The sequence below is a fragment of the Brachybacterium alimentarium genome (genome assembly GCF_002332425.1).
Lineage (GTDB): Bacteria > Actinomycetota > Actinomycetes > Actinomycetales > Dermabacteraceae > Brachybacterium > Brachybacterium alimentarium.
In genome coordinates this window covers 290,047-308,428 of sequence record NZ_NRGS01000005.1, presented here as the reverse complement: position 1 = coordinate 308,428, position 18,382 = coordinate 290,047, and the positions used below count along the sequence as shown (strand labels likewise).

Annotated in this window: 15 protein-coding genes and 2 tRNA genes; 9 read left to right on the top strand and 8 right to left on the bottom strand. The window is 71.9% G+C overall.

The window, feature by feature from the left end; all coding sequences use genetic code 11:
* Nucleotides 1-235: 235 nt before the first annotated feature.
* Together tig and CIK71_RS04645 are read right to left on the bottom strand one after the other, a co-directional pair.
* Nucleotides 236-1,831, bottom strand: coding sequence for a trigger factor (gene tig, locus CIK71_RS04650; RefSeq protein WP_096163993.1), 1,596 nt, complete (start codon nucleotides 1,829-1,831; stop codon nucleotides 236-238).
* Between the two features lie 86 nt (nucleotides 1,832-1,917).
* Nucleotides 1,918-1,991 (bottom strand) — tRNA-Pro (locus CIK71_RS04645).
* Nucleotides 1,992-2,130: 139 nt separating this feature from the next.
* Between CIK71_RS04645 and CIK71_RS04640 the strand changes: the two genes are divergently transcribed.
* Nucleotides 2,131-2,201, top strand: a tRNA-Gly gene (locus CIK71_RS04640).
* Nucleotides 2,202-2,228: 27 nt separating this feature from the next.
* Here CIK71_RS04640 and CIK71_RS04635 read toward each other — a convergent pair.
* The gene (locus tag CIK71_RS04635; RefSeq protein ID WP_176485543.1) at nucleotides 2,229-3,077 is read right to left on the bottom strand and encodes a class I SAM-dependent methyltransferase; all 849 of its coding nucleotides are present in this window, start codon (nucleotides 3,075-3,077) and stop codon (nucleotides 2,229-2,231) included.
* A 138-nt stretch (nucleotides 3,078-3,215) separates the two neighbouring features.
* Between CIK71_RS04635 and CIK71_RS04630 the strand changes: the two genes are divergently transcribed.
* From CIK71_RS04630 to CIK71_RS04620, 3 genes are read left to right on the top strand one after another with little or no spacing between them, the layout of a single operon-like run.
* Entirely contained in the window at nucleotides 3,216-4,850 is a 1,635-nt protein-coding gene (locus tag CIK71_RS04630; RefSeq protein ID WP_096163992.1) for a DNA-3-methyladenine glycosylase 2 family protein, read from the top strand.
* Complete coding sequence (locus tag CIK71_RS04625) at nucleotides 4,847-5,410, top strand: methylated-DNA--[protein]-cysteine S-methyltransferase (RefSeq protein ID WP_096163991.1); 564 nt, start codon at nucleotides 4,847-4,849, stop codon at nucleotides 5,408-5,410. Before CIK71_RS04630 ends, CIK71_RS04625 begins: the two co-directional genes overlap by 4 nt.
* A gap of 12 nt (nucleotides 5,411-5,422) precedes the next feature.
* Nucleotides 5,423-6,643 carry an aminotransferase-like domain-containing protein gene (locus CIK71_RS04620; protein ID WP_096163990.1) on the top strand — a complete coding sequence of 407 codons (1,221 nt, stop codon included), beginning with the start codon at nucleotides 5,423-5,425 and terminating at the stop codon, nucleotides 6,641-6,643.
* A gap of 30 nt (nucleotides 6,644-6,673) precedes the next feature.
* Here the strand turns inward: CIK71_RS04620 and CIK71_RS04615 are convergent, their stop codons facing one another.
* From CIK71_RS04615 to CIK71_RS04605, 3 genes are read right to left on the bottom strand one after another with little or no spacing between them, the layout of a single operon-like run.
* Complete coding sequence (locus tag CIK71_RS04615) at nucleotides 6,674-7,381, bottom strand: class I SAM-dependent methyltransferase (protein ID WP_096163989.1); 708 nt, start codon at nucleotides 7,379-7,381, stop codon at nucleotides 6,674-6,676.
* 17 nt (nucleotides 7,382-7,398) lie between these two features.
* Entirely contained in the window at nucleotides 7,399-9,057 is a 1,659-nt protein-coding gene (locus tag CIK71_RS04610; protein ID WP_241964237.1) for a hypothetical protein, read from the bottom strand.
* Entirely contained in the window at nucleotides 9,054-9,734 is a 681-nt protein-coding gene (locus CIK71_RS04605; RefSeq protein WP_096163988.1) for an ABC transporter ATP-binding protein, read from the bottom strand. The genes CIK71_RS04610 and CIK71_RS04605 overlap by 4 nt, the downstream gene beginning before the upstream one ends.
* 443 nt (nucleotides 9,735-10,177) lie before the next feature.
* On the opposite strand from CIK71_RS04605, the gene CIK71_RS04600 reads away from it, so the two are divergent.
* Complete coding sequence (locus CIK71_RS04600; RefSeq protein WP_096163987.1) at nucleotides 10,178-10,726, top strand: CarD family transcriptional regulator; 549 nt, start codon at nucleotides 10,178-10,180, stop codon at nucleotides 10,724-10,726.
* Nucleotides 10,727-10,798: 72 nt separating this feature from the next.
* On the opposite strand, the gene CIK71_RS04595 is transcribed toward CIK71_RS04600, so the two are convergent.
* Both CIK71_RS04595 and CIK71_RS04590 read right to left on the bottom strand, forming a co-directional pair.
* Entirely contained in the window at nucleotides 10,799-12,112 is a 1,314-nt protein-coding gene (locus tag CIK71_RS04595; protein WP_241964236.1) for an MFS transporter, read from the bottom strand.
* A 71-nt stretch (nucleotides 12,113-12,183) separates the two neighbouring features.
* The gene (locus CIK71_RS04590) at nucleotides 12,184-12,840 is read right to left on the bottom strand and encodes an SRPBCC domain-containing protein (protein ID WP_096163986.1); all 657 of its coding nucleotides are present in this window, start codon (nucleotides 12,838-12,840) and stop codon (nucleotides 12,184-12,186) included.
* 212 nt (nucleotides 12,841-13,052) lie between these two features.
* Here CIK71_RS04590 and CIK71_RS04585 point away from each other — a divergent pair, with 212 nt between their 5' ends.
* The 4 genes from CIK71_RS04585 (at nucleotide 13,053) to def (ending at nucleotide 18,245) form a co-directional block, all read left to right on the top strand.
* Entirely contained in the window at nucleotides 13,053-13,799 is a 747-nt protein-coding gene (locus CIK71_RS04585; protein ID WP_096163985.1) for an HAD family hydrolase, read from the top strand.
* On the top strand, nucleotides 13,796-16,342 hold the full coding sequence (locus CIK71_RS04580; protein ID WP_096163984.1) for a glycoside hydrolase family 65 protein: 2,547 nt from the start codon (nucleotides 13,796-13,798) through the stop codon (nucleotides 16,340-16,342). Before CIK71_RS04585 ends, CIK71_RS04580 begins: the two co-directional genes overlap by 4 nt.
* Nucleotides 16,343-16,467: 125 nt before the next feature.
* On the top strand, nucleotides 16,468-17,682 hold the full coding sequence (locus tag CIK71_RS04575; protein WP_241964235.1) for a YihY/virulence factor BrkB family protein: 1,215 nt from the start codon (nucleotides 16,468-16,470) through the stop codon (nucleotides 17,680-17,682).
* A complete protein-coding gene (def, locus tag CIK71_RS04570; protein ID WP_096163983.1) occupies nucleotides 17,679-18,245 on the top strand; it encodes a peptide deformylase in 567 nt (188 codons plus the stop codon). Before CIK71_RS04575 ends, def begins: the two co-directional genes overlap by 4 nt.
* Nucleotides 18,246-18,382 lie beyond the last annotated feature (137 nt).

Genomic DNA, 18,382 nt, shown 5'->3' with positions numbered 1-18,382 from the left:
CCCCGTGCCCGCCTCCGCCGTCGGGACGCCCTCATCGGGGCACCCTCGTCCCGGCCCTCGGGCTCGTGGGCCGGTGGCGCCACGTTGTCACCCCGGGTGCCGGGGCACAAGACCGACGGGTTCTCCGGGCGCCTCCGAGGCCTCGGCGCCCCACGGGGACGGCCGACGGGCCGCCACCCCGGTCAGGGTGACGGCCCGTCGACGACGTCCCGGCTGGATCAGCCGGGCGTGAGGATCACTTGTCCTCGGACTTCTCAGCCTTCTCAGCGGACTCGGCCTTCTTGGCCGGAGCCTTCTTCGCCGGAGCCTTCTTGGCAGCAGCCTTCTTCGGCTCAGCCTCGGTGGCCTCGCCCTCGGCCGACGCCTCCTCGGAGGCTGCGGCCTTCTTGGCCGGCGCCTTCTTCGCGGGCGTCTTCTTGGCCGGCTCGGCGTCCTCGGAGGCAGCAGCCTTCTTCGCCGGAGCCTTCTTCGCCGGGGCCTTCTTGGCCGGTGCCTTCTCGGCCGGCGCGGCGTCCTCGGACGCTGCCTCGGCCTCGTCAGCGGACTCGCCCTCGGCCTCGGCCTTCTCCAGGCCCAGGTCCAGCACATCGCCCTGGGCGTTCTTCACGGTGACGTCCGCCAGGACGACCTCGAGAGCCTTGGAGCGCTGCACCTCGCCGAAGATCTGCTCGAGCTGGCCGGACTGGGCCAGCATCTGCAGCAGCTGGTTGGACTCGATGCCGTACTGCGCCGACAGCTGGGTCATGTAGTTCATGAGATCGTCCTGCTCGACGCTGACCTCGCGGGTCGCGTTGATCTCGTCCAGCAGGAACTGGGCGCGGACGGCCTTGGTGGTGTCCTCGCGGATCTCCTCGCCGTGCGGGTCGCCGGCCTCCTTGCCCTCGTTCTCGAGGTGAGCGTTGATCTCGTCCTCGACCAGGGCGTCGGGGACCGGGATCTCGAGTTCCTCCAGGAGCTTCTCGAGCAGGGCGTTGCGTGCCAGGGACACGCGGTTGCCCTCGGCGTCGGCGGCGGCCTGCGTGCGCAGGTCGTCCTTCAGCTCGTCGATCGTGTCGAACTCGGAGGCCATCTCGGCGAACTCGTCGTCGGCCTCGGGCAGCTCGCGCACCTTGACGGACTGCGCGGTCACGGCGATCGCCGCGTCCTCGCCCGCCCGGTCGCCGCCGGCCAGCTGAGAGGTGAAGGTGGTGGACTCGCCGGCCGAGAGGCCGGTGAGGGCCTCGTCGAGGCCCTCGAGCATGTTGCCCTCACCGATCTGGTAGGAGACGCCCTCGACGGACTCGATCTCCTCGTCGTCGATGGTCGCGGTCATGTCCAGGGACACGAAGTCGCGGTCCGCGGCGGGACGGTCGACGCCCACGAGGGTGCCGAAGCGCTCGCGCAGGGCGTCCAGACGCACGTCGACGGCGTCGTCGTCGACGGTCGGCTCCTCGATCTCGACCTCGAGGGTCGAGAAGTCGGGCAGGTCGATCTCGGGGCGCACGTCCTGCTCGACGACGAAGACGAGGTTGCCCTCCTCGGAGCCGTCCAGGCCCGGAATATCGCTGACCTCGACCTCGGGGCGACCGACGGGCTTGATCTCCGCCTCGGCGGCGGCCTGCTGGTAGAAGTCCGGCAGGGAGTCGTTGACGGCCTCCTGCAGGATCGCCGGGCGACCGAAGCGCTGCTCCACCAGGCGAGCGGGGACCTTGCCCTTGCGGAAGCCGGGGATCTGCACCTGGTCGGCGATCTTCGTGGTGGCGGCCTCGATGGCCGGCTTGAGCTCGTCGAAGGGCACCTCGACGGTGAGCTTCACCCGGGTGGGGCTGAGCTTCTCGGACTCGGTCTTCACTGGTCAGGTCTCCCTGTGGATGGTTGGTCTACGGTCAGTTCTCACGGCGCTCCGGAGCTCGCACGCGGCGGCCACCCGAAGCGGAGTCGGGGTGACAGGATTTGAACCTGCGACTTCCCGCTCCCAAAGCGGGTGCTCTACCAAGCTGAGCTACACCCCGGAGGGCAACCCCAGCGATATTACCCGCTCCCCCGCCGCGACGCTCGAATCGGTCACGTGCCCTGTGAGGAGATGCATGTCGCGTGGAGAACACTCCGATGTGCGACGACGCCGCCGATCTGATTCAATGGGGAGGTCATGCGGGCGTAGCTCAATGGTAGAGCCTCAGTCTTCCAAACTGATTACGCGGGTTCGATTCCCGTCGCCCGCTCTCCGACGAAGAGCCGTGGCCTCCGGGTCACGGCTCTTCGGCATCCGGGGAAGGTGCCGCGCCCGCCGCCCGAGCGCCGTCGCACCCGGCGCGCACGAGCCGGACGATCGCGGTCTCCCCGTCCTCCCCCACGACGAATCCCCGCTCCGCCCATGCAGAGGTCGCCTGCGCGACGGCGAGCGCGGACGGGGCCTGCCGGCGATGCATCTCCAGCAGCAGCACGCCACCCGGGGCGAGCCAGGACGGCGCCCCACGGACCAGCACGCGCACCTCGTCCAGCCCGTCGGCCCCGGAGACCAGGGCCGCCGCCTCCTCGTGCTCGCGGGCCTCGCGCGGCAGCAGATCGACCGCCGCACTCGGCACATAGGGCGGGACCGCCACCAGGAGATCCACGCTTCCAGCCAGCTCCTGCGGCAGGGCGCCGAGGCCGACGCCGTGGTGCACGGCGGCCGCGGAGGGAAGATTCGTCCGGGCATACGCAAGGGCCCGTTCGTCGCAGTCGGTCACGTGCAGCTGCACGCCGCTCACACGGCGGCCGACGAGTGCGGCGACGGGAGCGACCCCGCAGTACGCCTCCACGACCACTGGTCGAACCCGGGTGCGAGCCTCGGCGATCGCCGCCTCGATGAGCAGCACCGTGCGCTGACGCGGCACGAAGACGCCCGGCCCGACGTCGAGGACCTCTCCGGCGATCTCGACAGCACCGACCAGATGCTCGAGGAACTCCCCGGCCTCACGGCGGACGATCAGTCGTTCCAGGTCATCGCCCGCGGCCGCCCGGCGCAGGATCGCGGCCTCGTCCTCTGCGAACACGCAGCCGGCTCGGCGCAGGCGCGCGACGAGCCGATCACTGCGGTCCCGCGTCGGCGTCGTCATCGCTCACAGTGTTCCCCGCCGGGACCCGCGGCGCCAGACCCTGCGTGACCGGCGAGGCCCGCACGGCGAGCGGATCGTGCGCACCACCCTGTCCGAATTCCGCTGGTGTCGCAGGCCGAGACGCGGTTCACTGGGTCCATGACCCCGATGACCGATGACGAGCGCTATGCGGCGATCCGCGCCCGGGACCCCCGTTTCGACGGCATGTTCTTCACCTGCGTGCGCTCCACGGGCATCTTCTGCCGCCCCTCCTGCCCGGCGCGCACCCCGCGGCGCGACGGGGTCGAGTTCGTGCCCTCCGCCGCGGCGGCAGTGGCCGGCGGGTTCCGGGCCTGCAAGCGCTGCGGGCCGATGGCCCCTCCCGGCAGCCCCGACGACGACCCGTCGGGATCGCTCGCCGGGCGGGCACTGCGGCTGATCGACGACGGGCTCCTCGACGAGGACGGCACGGTCCCCGACCTCGCCGCACGGCTCGCCGTCTCCGAGCGCACACTGCATCGCGCGCTGGTCGGCGTCACCGGCGCGGGTGCCCTCGCCCATGCCCGGATGCGCCGAGCGCGCCGGGCGCACGAGCTGGTGGTCGGCTCGACGCTCCCACTGGCCCGGATCGCCCATGCCTCGGGCTTCCGCAGCGAACGGCAGTTCCACGAGACCTTCTCGCAGATCTTCGGCCACGCGCCGTCCGTGGTGCGCGAACGTGCCCGGCAGGGGCAGAGCGCGGAGCCCCACGATCCCGAAGCGGTCTCGGTGCTCACCGCACGGCTCGCCGTCCGCCGGCCCTTCGACGGAGCAGGTCTGGCTGCCTGGTTCGCCCATCGCGCGGTCCCCGGCGTCGAGGACGTCACCGGCCTGGTCTGGACGCGCGCGGTGCGGCTCCCCCACGGTCCCGGTGTGCTGCAGGTGGACCTGGGGGCCGACGGACCGCTACCGGTCACGCTGCGCCTGGCCGATCTGCGCGATCATGCGCCCGCGATCTCGCTGGTCCGTCGGCTGCTGGATCTGGACGCGGATCCGATCGGCATCGATGACGGCCTGGCGGCGGCGCTGCCTCGGCTCGCACCGATGCTCTCCGCCCGGCCCGGTGTGCGCCTGCCCGGGACATCGAGCCTCCCCGAGGCGCTGCTCTGGGCGATCACCGGGCAGCAGATCGCGACCTCGCGAGCCCGGGAGCTGATCATCGCCGCCACCGACCTGCTGGGCGCCGAGCTGCCGGCGGCGCTCCATCTGGCGGGGGTTCATCGCGCCCCGGTGGATCCCGTTCTCGCCGCGAAGGAGGCCGATCAGTGGTTCCGGGGGCCCCGGGCCCGCCGCGACACGCTGAGGCACGCGGTCGCGCACGTCGCAGGCATCGACGCCGCCCCAGCGGGCGAGGGGTCCCGTGAGGACCGAGGGCGCCGTGCGGACGGAGGGGCCCGGGCGGACGGAGGGTCCTGGGCGGACGGAGGGTTCGGGTCCGCGCAGCCCGTCGCCGAGCTGCGCCGGCAGCTGCTCTCGCTGCGCGGGATCGGCCCCTGGACGGCCGACTACGTGCTGCTGCGCGGGGTGCGTGCCGTCGACGTCCTCCCGGCGCGCGATGCCGCCCTGCTCTCCGCCGCCCGCGACCTGGGACTCGCCGAGGACCATCCCGGTCTCCTGCGCGCGCTCGAGGTCGCCTCGCCCTGGCGCTCCTACGCCGCGCTGCACCTGTGGCATCACCAGGCCGCACTCCGCACCACGGGCCACGCCCCGCAGAAGAGTGCGCACACCACCCCCTCGGAAGGACACAGCTCATGACGGCTCCGCACACCCCTCCAGATCCCGACCTCCCCGTCGGCACCGCCGAAGCGGCTGCGTCGACCCCGCCCGGGGCCCGCCACCGCCGGGTCCGCACCCCTCTGGGCTCGTACCTGATCGCTGCCGAGTCGGGCGCGGTCACGGGAGTGTGGCGCGAGGAGCAGTCCCATTTCCCGAGCTCCGATCGACTGGGCGAGGAAGCACCGTCCGGCGACCCGCTGCTGGACGCCGCCGAGAGCCAGCTGCTCGCCTACATCGCCGGCGAGCGCGACGGGTTCGACCTCCCCCTCGCGCCGCGGGGCACCCCGTTCCAGCAGTCCGTCTGGACTCTGCTGCAGCAGATCCCGCGCGGCGCGACCACCACCTACGGGCAGCTCGCCCGGGAGCTCGGGCGTCCCCGCGCGGCCCAGGCGGTCGGCGCGGCCGTCGGCTCGAACCCGATCTCGATCGTGGTCCCCTGCCATCGCGTGCTCGCCACGGGCGGGGCCATGACCGGATACGCCGGGGGGATCGAGACCAAACAGGCACTGCTGGTCCTCGAGGGCGCCCTGCTCGCGTGACACGATATGGACATGACCTCGCCCTCCGTGCCCACCGCGCCTGAGCCCTTCCGCTTCCCCGTCGCCGCCCGCTACGCCGGGATGGCGTCCTCCCCGCTGAAGGACATCTTCGCGCTCGCCGCCCGGAAGGACGTCGTCTCCTTCGCCGGCGGCATCCCGGACCCCGCGCTGTTCGACCTGGACGTGGTCGCCTCCTGCTACGAGTGGGTGCTCGCGCACCAGGGCCACCGGGCGCTGCAGTACGGGGTCAGCGAGGGCGAGCTCGAGCTGCGCGAGCAGGCCGCCCGTCGGCTCTCTCGGGATCTTCCCACCCACGCCTCCCAGATCCGGGTCACCTCCGGCTCGCAGGAGGGGCTGTTCGTCGTGGCGCAGGCCCTGCTCGAGCCGGGCGACGTGGTCCTCGTGGAGTCGCCCACCTATCTCGCCGCGGTGCAGGCCTTCGCCGTGCACGGCGCCCGCATGATCGGGGTGGAGACGGACGACGACGGAGTCGTGCCCGAAGCGCTCGACGAGGCGATCCGCACCCATCGTCCGCGCATGGTCTACCTGATCCCCACCTTCCAGAACCCGACCGGGCGCACCATGCCCGCTGAGCGGCGCGAGGCCGTGGCGGAGGTGCTGCTGCGCACCGACGTGCCGCTGATCGAGGATGATCCGTACGGCGCGCTGAGCTTCTCCGGCAGCACCTGGGCCCCGATCGCCTCCCTGCCGGGGATGAGCGAGCGCACCCTGCTGCTGAACTCGATGAGCAAGCTCATGAGCCCGGGCGTGCGCATCGGTTGGATGCGGGCAGAGGGATCGATCCTGGACACCCTCGCCGTCGCGAAGGCCGCGATCTCGATGCAGTCCTCCGTCGTCGACCAGCTCACCGTGGCCCGGTATCTCGAGACCGCGGACCTCGACGCCCATGTGGCGACGGTCAGCGCGGTCTACCGCGAGCGCCGCGATGCGATGGCGACGGCGATCGCGCCGGTGCTGCCTGCCGGCGCCCATGTCACCCACCCCGAGGGCGGCATGTTCCTATGGGCCTCGCTCGGCGAGGGCTACGACGCCCAGCGCATGCTGGCCGACGCCGTCGCCGCCGGTGTCGCGTACCTGCCCGGCTGGTCGTTCTTCGCCGATCACCCTGATCTCTCGTCGATGCGCCTGAGCTTCGTGACGCACTCGCCGGAGGTCATCGAGGACGCCGTGGGCCGCCTCGGCGAAGTCATCGCGCAGCACGGACAGCGCTGATCTGAGGGCCCGGGCCGCTGTCTCGGGCCCTCAGGCCGCCGCTGCCCGTTCCGCGGGCTTCTGCCAGCGCAGGGTCACCCGGAATCCCTCCCGACGCCGGATCGAGGCACCGGGCAGCACCTGCTCCGCGATCCGCCGGAGATCGTCGAGCGAGAAGTCCGGCTCCTTGACCGGGGTCAGGAGCCCCTCCCCCGGATCGCGGACGGGCCGAGGATGCTTCACGACACCGATCAGCGGATTCGTCAGCGCGTTCGCCACATCCCAGACCTGGTCGACCGCGCTCCGCGGCACGGTCAGGGTGACCACGAGCAGTCGCCCGCCGGGCCGCAGCAGGGCGCGGGCGTCGGCCAGCGCCTGCGGCAGATCCATGTGGTGCAGGGAGGCGACCATGGTGATCGCGTCGTAGAGGCCGTCGACGTCCTGCTCCGCCGCGTGCTCCGCCAGCGTGCGTCGGCGGACGCGCACGGTCGGCTCCTCATGGAAGCGGAAGGCGGTCGCGTAGGCCATCTCCTGGTCCGGATCGATGCCGTCGACCTGACCGGCTCTCGTCGCGAGCGCTGCCACCAGGTCCCCACGGCCGCAGCCCACGTCCAGCACACGTTCGGGGCGTGGCGGCAGGGAGCGCAGGATCCAGGGGTGGAAGTGGTGGTTGTGACTCCACGGATGCCGGGCGTTGAGCGTCTCGAGACGGCGACCGGTCCAGCGGATCACGGGGTTCGGTGTGGTGCGGATGTTCATCGTCGTCGTCCGTCCTCTCAGGCCCGCAGGGCGCGCAGACGCCCCCGGGTCATCATGGTCAGCAGGGCGGTCAGCACGGCGCAGGCGCCCAGGAGCCAGGCAGCGCCCGCCGTCCCCAGCGTTAGCAGCAGGCCGCCCGCCAACAGCGCGAGCACCAGGGCGTCGGCCTGCCAGCCGAGCATCAGCAGCACCGAGATGTCTCCCTGTGGGGTCGGCATGGGGGTGCTGAACGCGAGCGGCATCTGCCCCTTGGCAGCGTCGCGGGCCCGTCCGGCGATCAGCACCGGGGCGAGAGCCGGCGGCAGCAGCACCGCGTCGACCAGTCCGCTTGCGTCTCCCGAACCGCCGCTCACCAGGGCGCCGACCGCACCGCCGACAGCCCCGAGCACGGCGAGCAGCAGCAGGGGGGCGGTCGCGTGCAGGAGCACCTGCCGAGCGGCCGTCTGACCGAAGAGCTGCGGCGCACCGAGCGTCTGGATCCCATGCCGGATGCCGTCCACCATGGTGCCGCTGGCACTCCACAGGCCGAGGGTTCCTGCCGCCAAGAGGAACCAGGACAACGGGCCCGTGATCATGCTCGATCCACCGATCGCCGCGGCGGCGAGGAGCGCTCCGAGCACCCCGCCCACCAGACGCTCGGGATTGCGCAGCCAGGCGATCGCATCCCGTCGGGCATAGAGCAGCACGAGCGGGCCGGACCCGATCGCACACAGCCGGCGCCCGGTCGAGGGCGGGAGCCGGAACGCCCCGACCGTGCCGCCGAGGTCCATGGTCGAGGCGACCACGGTCGCGGCCTCCCAGCGCAGGGCCTGCTCACGCAGCACGACCCCACGCAGCCGATCCAGGAGCGGCACCGATATCCCGACAGCCAGGGCCCCGGCGACGAGCAGGCCTCCGGCCGACGCCGCGGCATGCTCGTCACCCGTCGGATAAGCGCCGCCCTGACCGACTCCGACGGGCAGCAGCATGATGGCGCCCGACGCCGCCGCGAGGCCCAGGGCGAGCAGGCGGCGAGCAGCGGTTCCGAGCAGCTGACCGCTGAGCCAGGCGACGCCCAGCAGCATTCCTCCGCCGCCGGCGGCGAGCATGAACAGCAGCAGGTCTCCAACGTCGCTGGCGGAGACCGCGACGAGGGTGATGGCGACCAGCACGGCCGGGACGGTCAGGGCGAGCACGGGCGCCAGCAGGGCACGGGCGAAGGGGCGCCACAGCACGGCGCGTCGGGGGATCCCGCTGCTGGCGAGCGAGGCAGTGAAGAAGGGAGAGAGCAGAGCGGGGCCGCGCACCGCGCCGAGCAGCACGAGTGCAGCGGCAGCGGCGAGCGGGATCGCCGTGCTCGCCTGCGGTGCCCGATCCAGCAGGAGCAGGGGCAGCACGTCGGGACGGGCGAGGGCCTGCCCCGCCGCGCGCACCACAGGGACCCCGATGAGCAGCAGGGTCAGGACGACGAGGTAGACGACGTAGAGCAGGTCGCCCCGGCTGCGGGTCCCGCTGCGCTGGGCCCACACCTCCCGCACGGCGGCGAGGGCGATGCGGGAGTCTCCGCGGCGCTGTGGACCACCTCGCGCCTCGCGCCGCCTCCGGGCCACCGCGCCACGAGGGCTGCCGGCGCCGCGAGGGCCGCCGGCGGTGCGAGGGCCGCTCGTGCCACGAGGGCCACCGGTGCTTCCGGTCACCGCTGCTCCTCGAGATGGAGTCGGGACCCGGCGAGCTCCCCGAGCAGGCGCGGACTGTGGCTCGCCAGGACGACGGCGGTCCCGTTCTCGGCGCGCGCCCGGATCGCGCCGATCACCAGGTCGAGACGCTCGGGATCCAGGCGCTGCTCGGGTTCGTCCAGCAGCAGCACCCGGAAGGGTCGGGCGAGGGTGAGCGCCAGGGCCACCAGCTGGGACTGCCCGCTGGAGAGCTCGTGCGGGAAGCGGGCACCGAGGGCGTCGATCCTCAGCTCCGCGAGCAGCTCCTCTCCACGGGACCGGGCCGCCGCGGCACCGGTGCCCCAGGTGGCGGCGATGAACTGGAGGTGCTCGAGGACGGTGAGGTCGCGTGCGGTCTGCGGTGCTCCGATGAGAGCCGCCAGCGCGGTGCGGAAGACCGGGTCGCGGTCGTCAGGACGCCGGCCGACGATCTCCACGCTCCCGGCGGTGGGCTCGAGGAGGCCGCCGAGCACGCGCAGCAGTGTCGTCTTCCCGGACCCGTTGGCTCCGGTGAGGCCGAGCACCTCGCCGGCCCGGACGCTGCCGGAGGCCTCGAGCAGCAGCACGTTCCCGTCGGAGACGACGCCGACGCCCTCGAAGCGGACCGGGCCCGTCGACGGATCGTCGACGCCGGTGGCATCTGCTACGCGGGTTCTCATGGGCCCATTCCACCCCACGGCGGCCGGCCGGCGCCTCCGACCTCGGTCGACGATGCGGCATCTCGACGTCGGGCGCCGGACGTCGGGCGGCGGTCATCGGACGTCGGGCGCCGGCCGATCGGGCGCCCTGACGGAACCGGATCTGCGCCGTATCCGCCACGTTCCGCGGAGGCTGTCGGTGCGCCGTGAACCGTCCGCTCGCGGTGTGATGTACACGGAAACGTCATGCTCTGGATATCGTGTCAGAACCATGAGATGGTGGGCAAGCGCTGTCGTAGGCGCTGCCAGCCTGTTCCTGCAGGTCGAGCAGCGCTCGAGCCGCTTCCGATCCCAGTCCGCGAACCCGTCATCGGGTCCAGCGCGGCCCCGGGACGGAGCGACCGCCCTGGGTCATGCAGACCTGCGGTACCGATCGCGCGCAGGCCCACCGAGGAGGTACCCCCTTGTCCGTTGCCACTCCCCCCGTCGATACCGCTGCCCCGAAGCCCGGAGACGTGCTCACCCATCCGGTCCACGGCCCGGTGCGCATCGTCAACTCCTGCACCCGCGTCGTGCGCGGGGAGGACCGTGAGTACGTCGACATGGAGGTCATCGGGGACGAGATGCGGATCTCGGTGCCGGCCGACGGCAAGGACGTCATCGGCCTGCGCGCTCTGCTCGAGGAGAAGCAGATCGGCGAGCTCATCGAACAGCTCTCCCAGCCGATCGAGCCGCCCGAGAAGAAGGCCTCCTGGGCGCACCGCATCAAGACCCTGACCATGCAGCTGCAGTCCGGTCGGCTCTCCGACCGCATCGACGTGATCCGCGGAATCCTCGGGGACTCCGGGGGCGCTCCCTCCAGCCTCGCCGAGCGGAACCTGCTCAAGCAGGCCGTCGGTCCGCTGGCCGCGGAGATCGCCATCGCCCGCAAGGTCACCAAGGACGAGGCCGAGGCCCTGCTGCACGAGACCGCGGAGCGCGCCGTCGCCGCCGGAGCTCCTGCCGCCGCCTGACCGCCTCCGGGGCACGACGCATCCGTCGTCGCGTCGCCCCGCCGGTCGCACCGCCGCACCTGCTGCCCCGCCTCACGGACTCCGGGTTCCCCCGGACGGCGTGACGCGGGGCAGTGTGCGTGCGAGCCAGGCTCCGCCGACCAGGCACAGTCCTCCGGTGGCGGCGCTGGCCACCACGATCGGAGCGACCAGCACGATCCCCGTCACGAGCAGGGGTGCGGCCAGCCTCCCTGCCCCGAGCATCGTGTTCCACCAGGCGAGATAGCCGGTGCGCCCGTACACGGGCGACACGTCGATGCCGAGCGTCATCACGATCCCCGAGCCCAGACCGTTGCCGACGCCGATCAGCAGGCAGGGAACGAGCAGCGCGATCAGCGCGAGGGCCTCGCCGCGCCCGTCCAGCGCGGTTCCGAGGATCGCGAGCAGCGTGAAGCCGGCGCCCATCGTCAGCGCGCACGGGACCGCGACGGCCACCCGACCGAAACGATCCATGAGCGTTCCGGCGGGGATCACCAGCAGGATCTCCAGAGCGGCGCTGACACCGAACACGACCGAGATCCATACCGAGTCCACTCCGAGCGAGCTGCCCAGCAGCGGCACGATCACCGGACGGTTCACGCGTGCCATCATCACCGGGGCGATGCCGAGGCCCACTCTCACCATGCGGCCTAGCACCGCGCGGTCCAGACGCACGCGGGCCGGGCTGCGCCGGGAGCGCGGACCGCTCCCCTGCCCGGGCGCCCGCTGCGTCTCCCCGGGAGGCAGGAACACCGCGATCATCACGGTGCCCGCGGCGGCGGTCACGGCGAACAGGAGGAAGACCCCCGCCTCCGACCCGAGAGCCATCACCAGGGCGCCCAGGAGCGGTCCGATCACCTCGCCGAGGCGGATCACGCCGCCGAACAGGGTCATCCCCCTGGCACGCATCGCGGCCGGCAGGGCCGTTCCCAGATACGCCTGCCGGCCCAGCTGCCAGACCTGGATGCTGACCGCCATCACCAGCAGGAGCACGATGAAGGTCACCTGGTGCCCGAGGCCGGGCGCGCCGTGCAATGCCGGGGCGAGCAGCACGTAGGCGGCGAGGTTCGAGACGACCAGGAGCACACCGGTGCTCACCAGGGCGAGGCGGGCGCCCACGCGCGAGATGAAGCGGCCCGCAGGGATGGGTCCGAGGAACGAGGTCAGACCGAAGATCGTGGTGATCGCGGCCGCCTGCCAGGCCGCGAACCCCAGGTCGAGGGCCATCAGCGGGATCACCGGCATCAGAGCGGCCAGACCCGCGAACTCCAGCAGGGTCGGCGCATAGACCGAGGGGGCGAGCGACCACAGCACCTGCTTCGCGTCCGCCCGACGCCCGTCGGGGGCGGTCGGCGCAGGAGTGGTCACCCGGCGAGCATGTCATCGGGTACTGAGCCTGGGCAAATACTTCCAGGAAGCGGACGGTCCGTCCGCGGACGTCAGCCGCGGTAGGCGCGCGTGGTCGCGGCCTCGCCCCGGCGCGCGGCCGCTTCGTCGACCCCGGCGGCGATGGCCTCTGCGGCCCAGCGCACCGACCAGGCGCGCACGTGCTCGATCCCCTGCTCCCCGCCGAGCCACTGGGGCGTCGGCACCGGGACGTCGAGCAGGCAGCTCGCCCGCCACCCGTCGGTCTCCGCGGCGAGCGCGAGCAGCGCGATCTCCCAGTGCACCGCGCCCAGCCCGGGGCCCACCCGCTCGAACTCCTCGCGGGGAACCAGCCGGGTGTGGCGCAGGAGCAGCGAGGTGGTGCCGTCGTCCTCCGGATCCAGCCGGATCAGCAGAGGATCGATGCTGCCGCCGTGCTCCCAGGTGAGGGAGATCCGGTGCGGTGCCTCGACCGCGAGCACGCGACCTCGGGCGCCCCGGGGAGCCTCGAAGGCACCTCCTTCACGCAGGTCACCCACGACCGGACCGAACCAGCCCGCGAGCAGCTCGGGTCGGGTCAGCAGCGGCCAGAGCTGCGCCGGGGACCGGGTGATGTTCGTGGTGAGGGTCATCGAGGCGCGCACGACCGGGCGCCCGTCCTGGACCTGCTCATGGATCTCGAGTTCGCGTCGCACCGCGTCGACCACGGGCAGCGACTCCGTGACAGCCATCTTCTCCTCAGAAGTGTCGGAACCGCTCCGCACCGGCGCGCTCGCACGGGCACGGACACCCGCAGAGTAGCCGACCGGCCAGGGCCCGCGCCATGGCGCGGCGCACTTCCTGGACGTCGATCCCGACGCGCACGCCGCGCTCTCGATCGGCCCTTGTGACTCGAGACCACGTCGAGCGGCAGAGTGAGCTTTCGGCGAGCCCTCCCCGTAGCATGACGGCCGTGACTGCCGAGACCACTTTGCGACCGTCCGAGCTCACCGCTCACCTCTTCGACCTCGACGGCGTCATCACGCCGACGGCGGAGGTCCACATGCGGGCCTGGGCCCGCATGTTCGAGGGCTTCCTCTCCGATCGTGGCGTGACGGAGCCGTACACCGATGCGGACTACTTCGCTCACGTCGACGGGCGGCCCCGCTACGACGGGGTCCGTGCTTTCCTCGCGTCCCGCGGCATCTCCCTGCCCGAGGGCGAGGACGGCGATCCCGGAGACCAGGCTGTCGGCGAGGAGACCGTCCGTGGGCTCGGGAACCGCAAGAACGACCTGGTGCTCGCGCTGATCCGCTCAGAGGGCGTCGCGCCCTACCCGGGCACGGTCCGCTACCTCGATGCGCTGCCCGAGGGTGCGCGGCTCGCGATCGTCTCCTCCTCCCGCAACGCCGAGGAGGTGCTGCGCGGCGCCGGTCTGCTCGACCGCTTCGAGCACATCGTCGACGGGAACGTCGCAGCCCGCGACGGCATCCCCGGCAAGCCCTCCCCCGACACCTTCCTGCACGCCGCCCGGCTGCTGGGCGTGGGGGCAGCGGACTGCGTCGTCTACGAGGACGCGGTCTCCGGTGTGGAGGCCGGGGCCGCCGGCCGGTTCGGGGCCGTGGTCGGCGTGGATCGGGGTGCTGGGGCCGACGCGCTCGCCGGGGCCGGAGCCGATCTCGTCGTCCAGGATCTGGAGGAGCTCTCATGACCCGCCTGCGCTCGCTGCCCGCCGATCCCGTCGACCGCACCCATCTGCCGCTGGACGAATGGCGGCTCGTGGAGTCGCGGCCCGGAGGCGACCTGGGGCATCTGGAGACGCTGTTCGCGACCGCCAACGGCTATCTGGGGATGCGCGGCACGCCCCCGGAGGGCCGCGACGTGTCCAGCCACGGCACCTTCCTCAACGGCTTCCACGAGACCTGGCAGATCAACCACGCCGAGTCCGCCTACGGCTTCGCCCGCACCGGGCAGACCATGATCTCGGTGCCGGACTCGACGGTCATGAAGCTGTACGTCGACGACGAGCCGCTGCTGCTGTCGATCGCGGACCTCGTCGACTACGAGCGGTGGATCGACTTCCGCGAGGGCGTGCTGCGCCGCGAGCTGATCTGGCGCACCCCGGCCGGCAAGCGGGTGAAGGTCGCCACCTCCCGCATGGTCTCCTTCACCCAGCGCCACCTCGCCCTGATGACCCTCGAGGTCACGATGCTCGACGGGTCCGCCCCCATCGCAGTCTCCTCACAGATCATCAACCGCCAGGACATGGCCGACGACTACGGCAAGGGGGTCGACGGCGGCCCGATCACCGACAAGCACGATCCGCGCCAGACCACCGACTTCACCCACCGGGTGCTGGTGCCGCAGCAGAACTGGCACAGCGAACGTCGCATGCTGCTGGGCTACCGCACCTCGACCTCCGGGATGACCCTCGCCGTGGGGGCCGACCACACCGTGGAGTCCGACGCCGAGGTCGAGCAGCTGGTGGACACCAGCGAGGACCGCGGCCGCCAGGTCATCCGTGCCCAGCTCGAGGAGGGCAGCACGCTGACGGTCCGCAAGGCGGTCGCGTATCACTCCTCCCGCTCGGTCCCCCATCGTGAGCTGTTCGACCGCTGCCGCCGCACCCTGGACCGGGTCCGCGACGAGGGCTTCGAGGTCCAGTACCAGGACCAGCGCGACTATCTCGCGGACTTCTGGGAGCGATCGGACGTCCAGCTGCCGGGCCAGCCCGCGGAGCAGCAGGCGACCCGGTGGAGCCTGTTCCAGCTCGCCCAGGCCTCCGCGCGCTCCGACCAGTGGGGCATCCCCGCCAAGGGCGTGACCGGCTCCGGGTACGAGGGCCACTACTTCTGGGACACCGAGGTGTACGTGGTGCCCTTCCTGACCTTCACCGAGCCCCGCTGGGCCCGCAACGCCCTGCGGTTCCGCAGCAACCTGCTGCCCAAGGCGCGCGAGCGTGCCCGTGAGCTCAACCAGCGCGGGGCGCTGTTCCCCTGGCGGACCATCAACGGCGACGAGGCCTCGGCCTACTACGCGGCCGGCACCGCGCAGTACCACATCAACGCCGACGTCGCCTATGCGTTCTCGCAGTACGTGGACGTCACGGGAGATGTGGACTTCCAGCACCGCGACGGCGTGCGGGTCCTCGTGGAGACGGCCCGGATGTGGGCGGACCTGGGCTTCTGGCGCTTCCGGGCCGATGGCAGCACGTCCTTCCACATCAACGGCGTCACCGGGCCCGACGAGTACACGACCGTGGTCAACAACAACATGTTCACCAACGTCATGGCGCGGTACAACCTGCGTCGTGCCGCCCGGGCCGTGCGGGAGCTGCGCGGGGCGGACGCCACCGCGTACGCCGTGCTGCGCACCGAGCTCGACCTCGACGAGCTGGAGCTCGAGCAGTGGGACGCCTGCGCCGAGGGGATGTACGTCGCCAAGGACGAGTCCCTGGGCATCCATCTGCAGGAGGACCGCTTCCTGGAGCGCGAGGTGTGGGACCTCTCCAGCACTCCCCCGGAGGCGTTCCCGCTGCTGCTGAACTTCCACCCGCTGGTGATCTACCGCTTCCAGGTCCTCAAGCAGGCGGACGTGGTGCTCGCGCTGTTCCTGCGCGGCAGCGAGTTCACGGCGGAGGAGAAGCGCGCCGACTTCGAGTACTACGACCCGATCACCACCGGCGACTCCTCGCTCTCGGCCGTGGTGCAGTCGATCATGGCCGCCGAGGTGGGACACCAGACGGCCGCCCTGGACTACTTCCGCGCCGGGCTCTTCGTCGACCTCGGGGATCTGCACCACAACACCTCCGACGGCGTGCACATCGCCTCGGCTGGCGGGGTGTGGAACGCCCTGGTGCACGGTTTCGGCGGCATGCGGCACGACGAGGGGCGGGTCTCCTTCGATCCTCGCCTGCCCGCGGACTGGCCCGAGCTGAGCTTCCCGCTGACCGTGCGCGGCTCCCGTTTCCGGGTGCGGGTGCAGCGCGAGGAGATCTCCTTCACGCTCGAGACGGGCGCCGAGCTCGAGGTCTCCGTCCGCGGCGAGCCGGTCCTCGTGACCTCTGCCGGCGTCAGCACCCCCCTGTCGGACCAGGGGCCGATCCTCGACGACGCCGTGCTCGCCACGCCCGTGGGCCTGGGCGACCAGCGCGCCGACGGATCGATCATGACGTCGTACGTCCCCAAGGACCCCGAGGATCCATGGGAGTACCCCGTCACGACCGACCCCGACGACCTCATCGAGGAAGGCTGACCAGCCTGCGACGTCGGGCCCTAAGGCCCACCTGAGCACCCTGGTCCGGGGCGCGGTGGCATAGGCTCGCGCCGCGCCCTCCTCGGCGCCCCATCCATCCGCCATCCCCGGAGCACGAGCACACGGTGACCCCTTCCCGCCTGCGTCGACCGCAGCCGATGGTCGAGTACGCCCGACCCCGGCTGAGCGTCCTGCATGTCCTGAACCGGGTGCGGATGAGGCTGCTGGACATACAGGTCTGGGACGTCTCGGGCACGATGACCTTCTACCTGCTGCTGTCGGTGTTCCCCGGGGCGGTCGCCGCGGTCTCGATGACGTCGATCATCGGGGTCGAGGGCGCGACGCTCGATGCCTTCACCTCGATGCTCGCCGAGGTGTTCCCGACCCTGGATCCCGGCCCGTTCCTCGCCGCGATCAAGGCCGTGTCCTCGACCAGCGGCGGTGTGCTGGGGCTGACCCTGGGCACCATCGGTTCGCTGCTGTCGGCTTCCAACGGCGTCGCCGCCTTCCACCGGGCCCTGCACCGCGTCTACGACACCCGCGAGGGCCGCCCGTTCCTGTGGTTCCGCACCATCGTGTTCGGAGAGACGGTGCTGATCGTCGCCGTGATCATGCTGGCCTTCGGGATGATCGTGGTGGGCGGCGAGGCCTCGCAGCGGATCGGCGAGTTCATCGGGATCCCGCTGATCGCCTTCCACGCCTGGAACCTCGTGAAGTGGCCGATCCTCCTGGTCATCCTGATCATCGCCGTATCGCTGGCGTACTACCACTTCCCCAACGTGCGCCTGCCCCGCTACCGGGTCATGACCCTGGGGTCCACGGTCACCGTGCTGGTGCTGTTCGGCGCCGCGCTGCTGGCCGGGCAGCTGATGGTCTACGCGACCCGTTTCGCGGAGGTCCTGACGGTGCTGAACGGCCTCATCGCGATCATGCTGCTGCTGTGGGCGGCGAACATCGTGATCATCTCGGGAGCGGCGCTGGACGCGGAGTTCCTGCGGGCCCGCCAGATCGCCAGCGGCGCCGAGGCGTGGGACGTCATCGCGCTCGAGCACCATGCCACGCACGCCCTGGACTTCCTCGCGGCGGATGCCGCGCAGGCGGAGGCCATCGGTCGTGAGGTCGCCGACGCCGCGAGGACCGGGGCTCCGCTGCGCCGGCGGCGCAGCGTGTGGATCGTCGACGCCGACAGCCCGCTGGCCGTGAACCCGCCCACCAGTCATAGTGCGATGACCTGGTCCGACCATGCTCCCGACGGGGCACCTGCCGCACCGCCTGCCCCAACGACCACCGATACTGCGGGTCCCACCGATCCGCCGGCCTCAGGAGATTCGCCCGCATGACCGTCCGCCCGATCACCATCGTCGGCCACCGCGCGCTCGCGCAGCGCACCCGCAAGGTCCGTGAGATCACCGACGACATCCGCACGCTGGTCGCGGACATGTTCGAGACCAACGACGCGGCCGACGGCGCCGGGCTCGCAGCCACCCAGGTGGGCTCCCGCTGGCGTCTGTTCGTCTATTCCTGCGCCGATGTCGACGAGGTCCGGCAGCGCGGCGTGGTCATCAATCCGCAGCTCGAGCGCTTCGGCGGGATCGAGCTCGATGAGGAGACCATCGAAGGCTGCCTCTCCGTGCCGGGCGAGGGCTTCCCGGCGGCGCGGCACCGCGGCGCTCGCGTGACCGGCATCGACCTGGAGGGCGAGCCGGTCAGCGTCGAGGACGAGGGCGGCGTCCTCGCCCGTGCCCTCCAGCACGAGGTCGACCATCTCGACGGCACCCTCTATCTGGACCGCCTCACCCCGGCCCGCAAGCGCGAGGCGCTCGATGCGGTGACCGCACGGGGCTGGAGATCCCGAGGCCTGCTCTCCTGGGATCCCACGTCTCTCGAGGCGGCCGACGTCTGATCCCGACCGGGCCCGCCTGCTCCCCGCAGAGCGGTGTCGGGCCGTGCGGTGCCGGGCGGAGCGTTGCAGCGACGGGCAGCGTCGGGCGGGGGCGTGCAGGGTCGAGCGATGTCCGGCCGTGTCGTGGGAGCCACCCC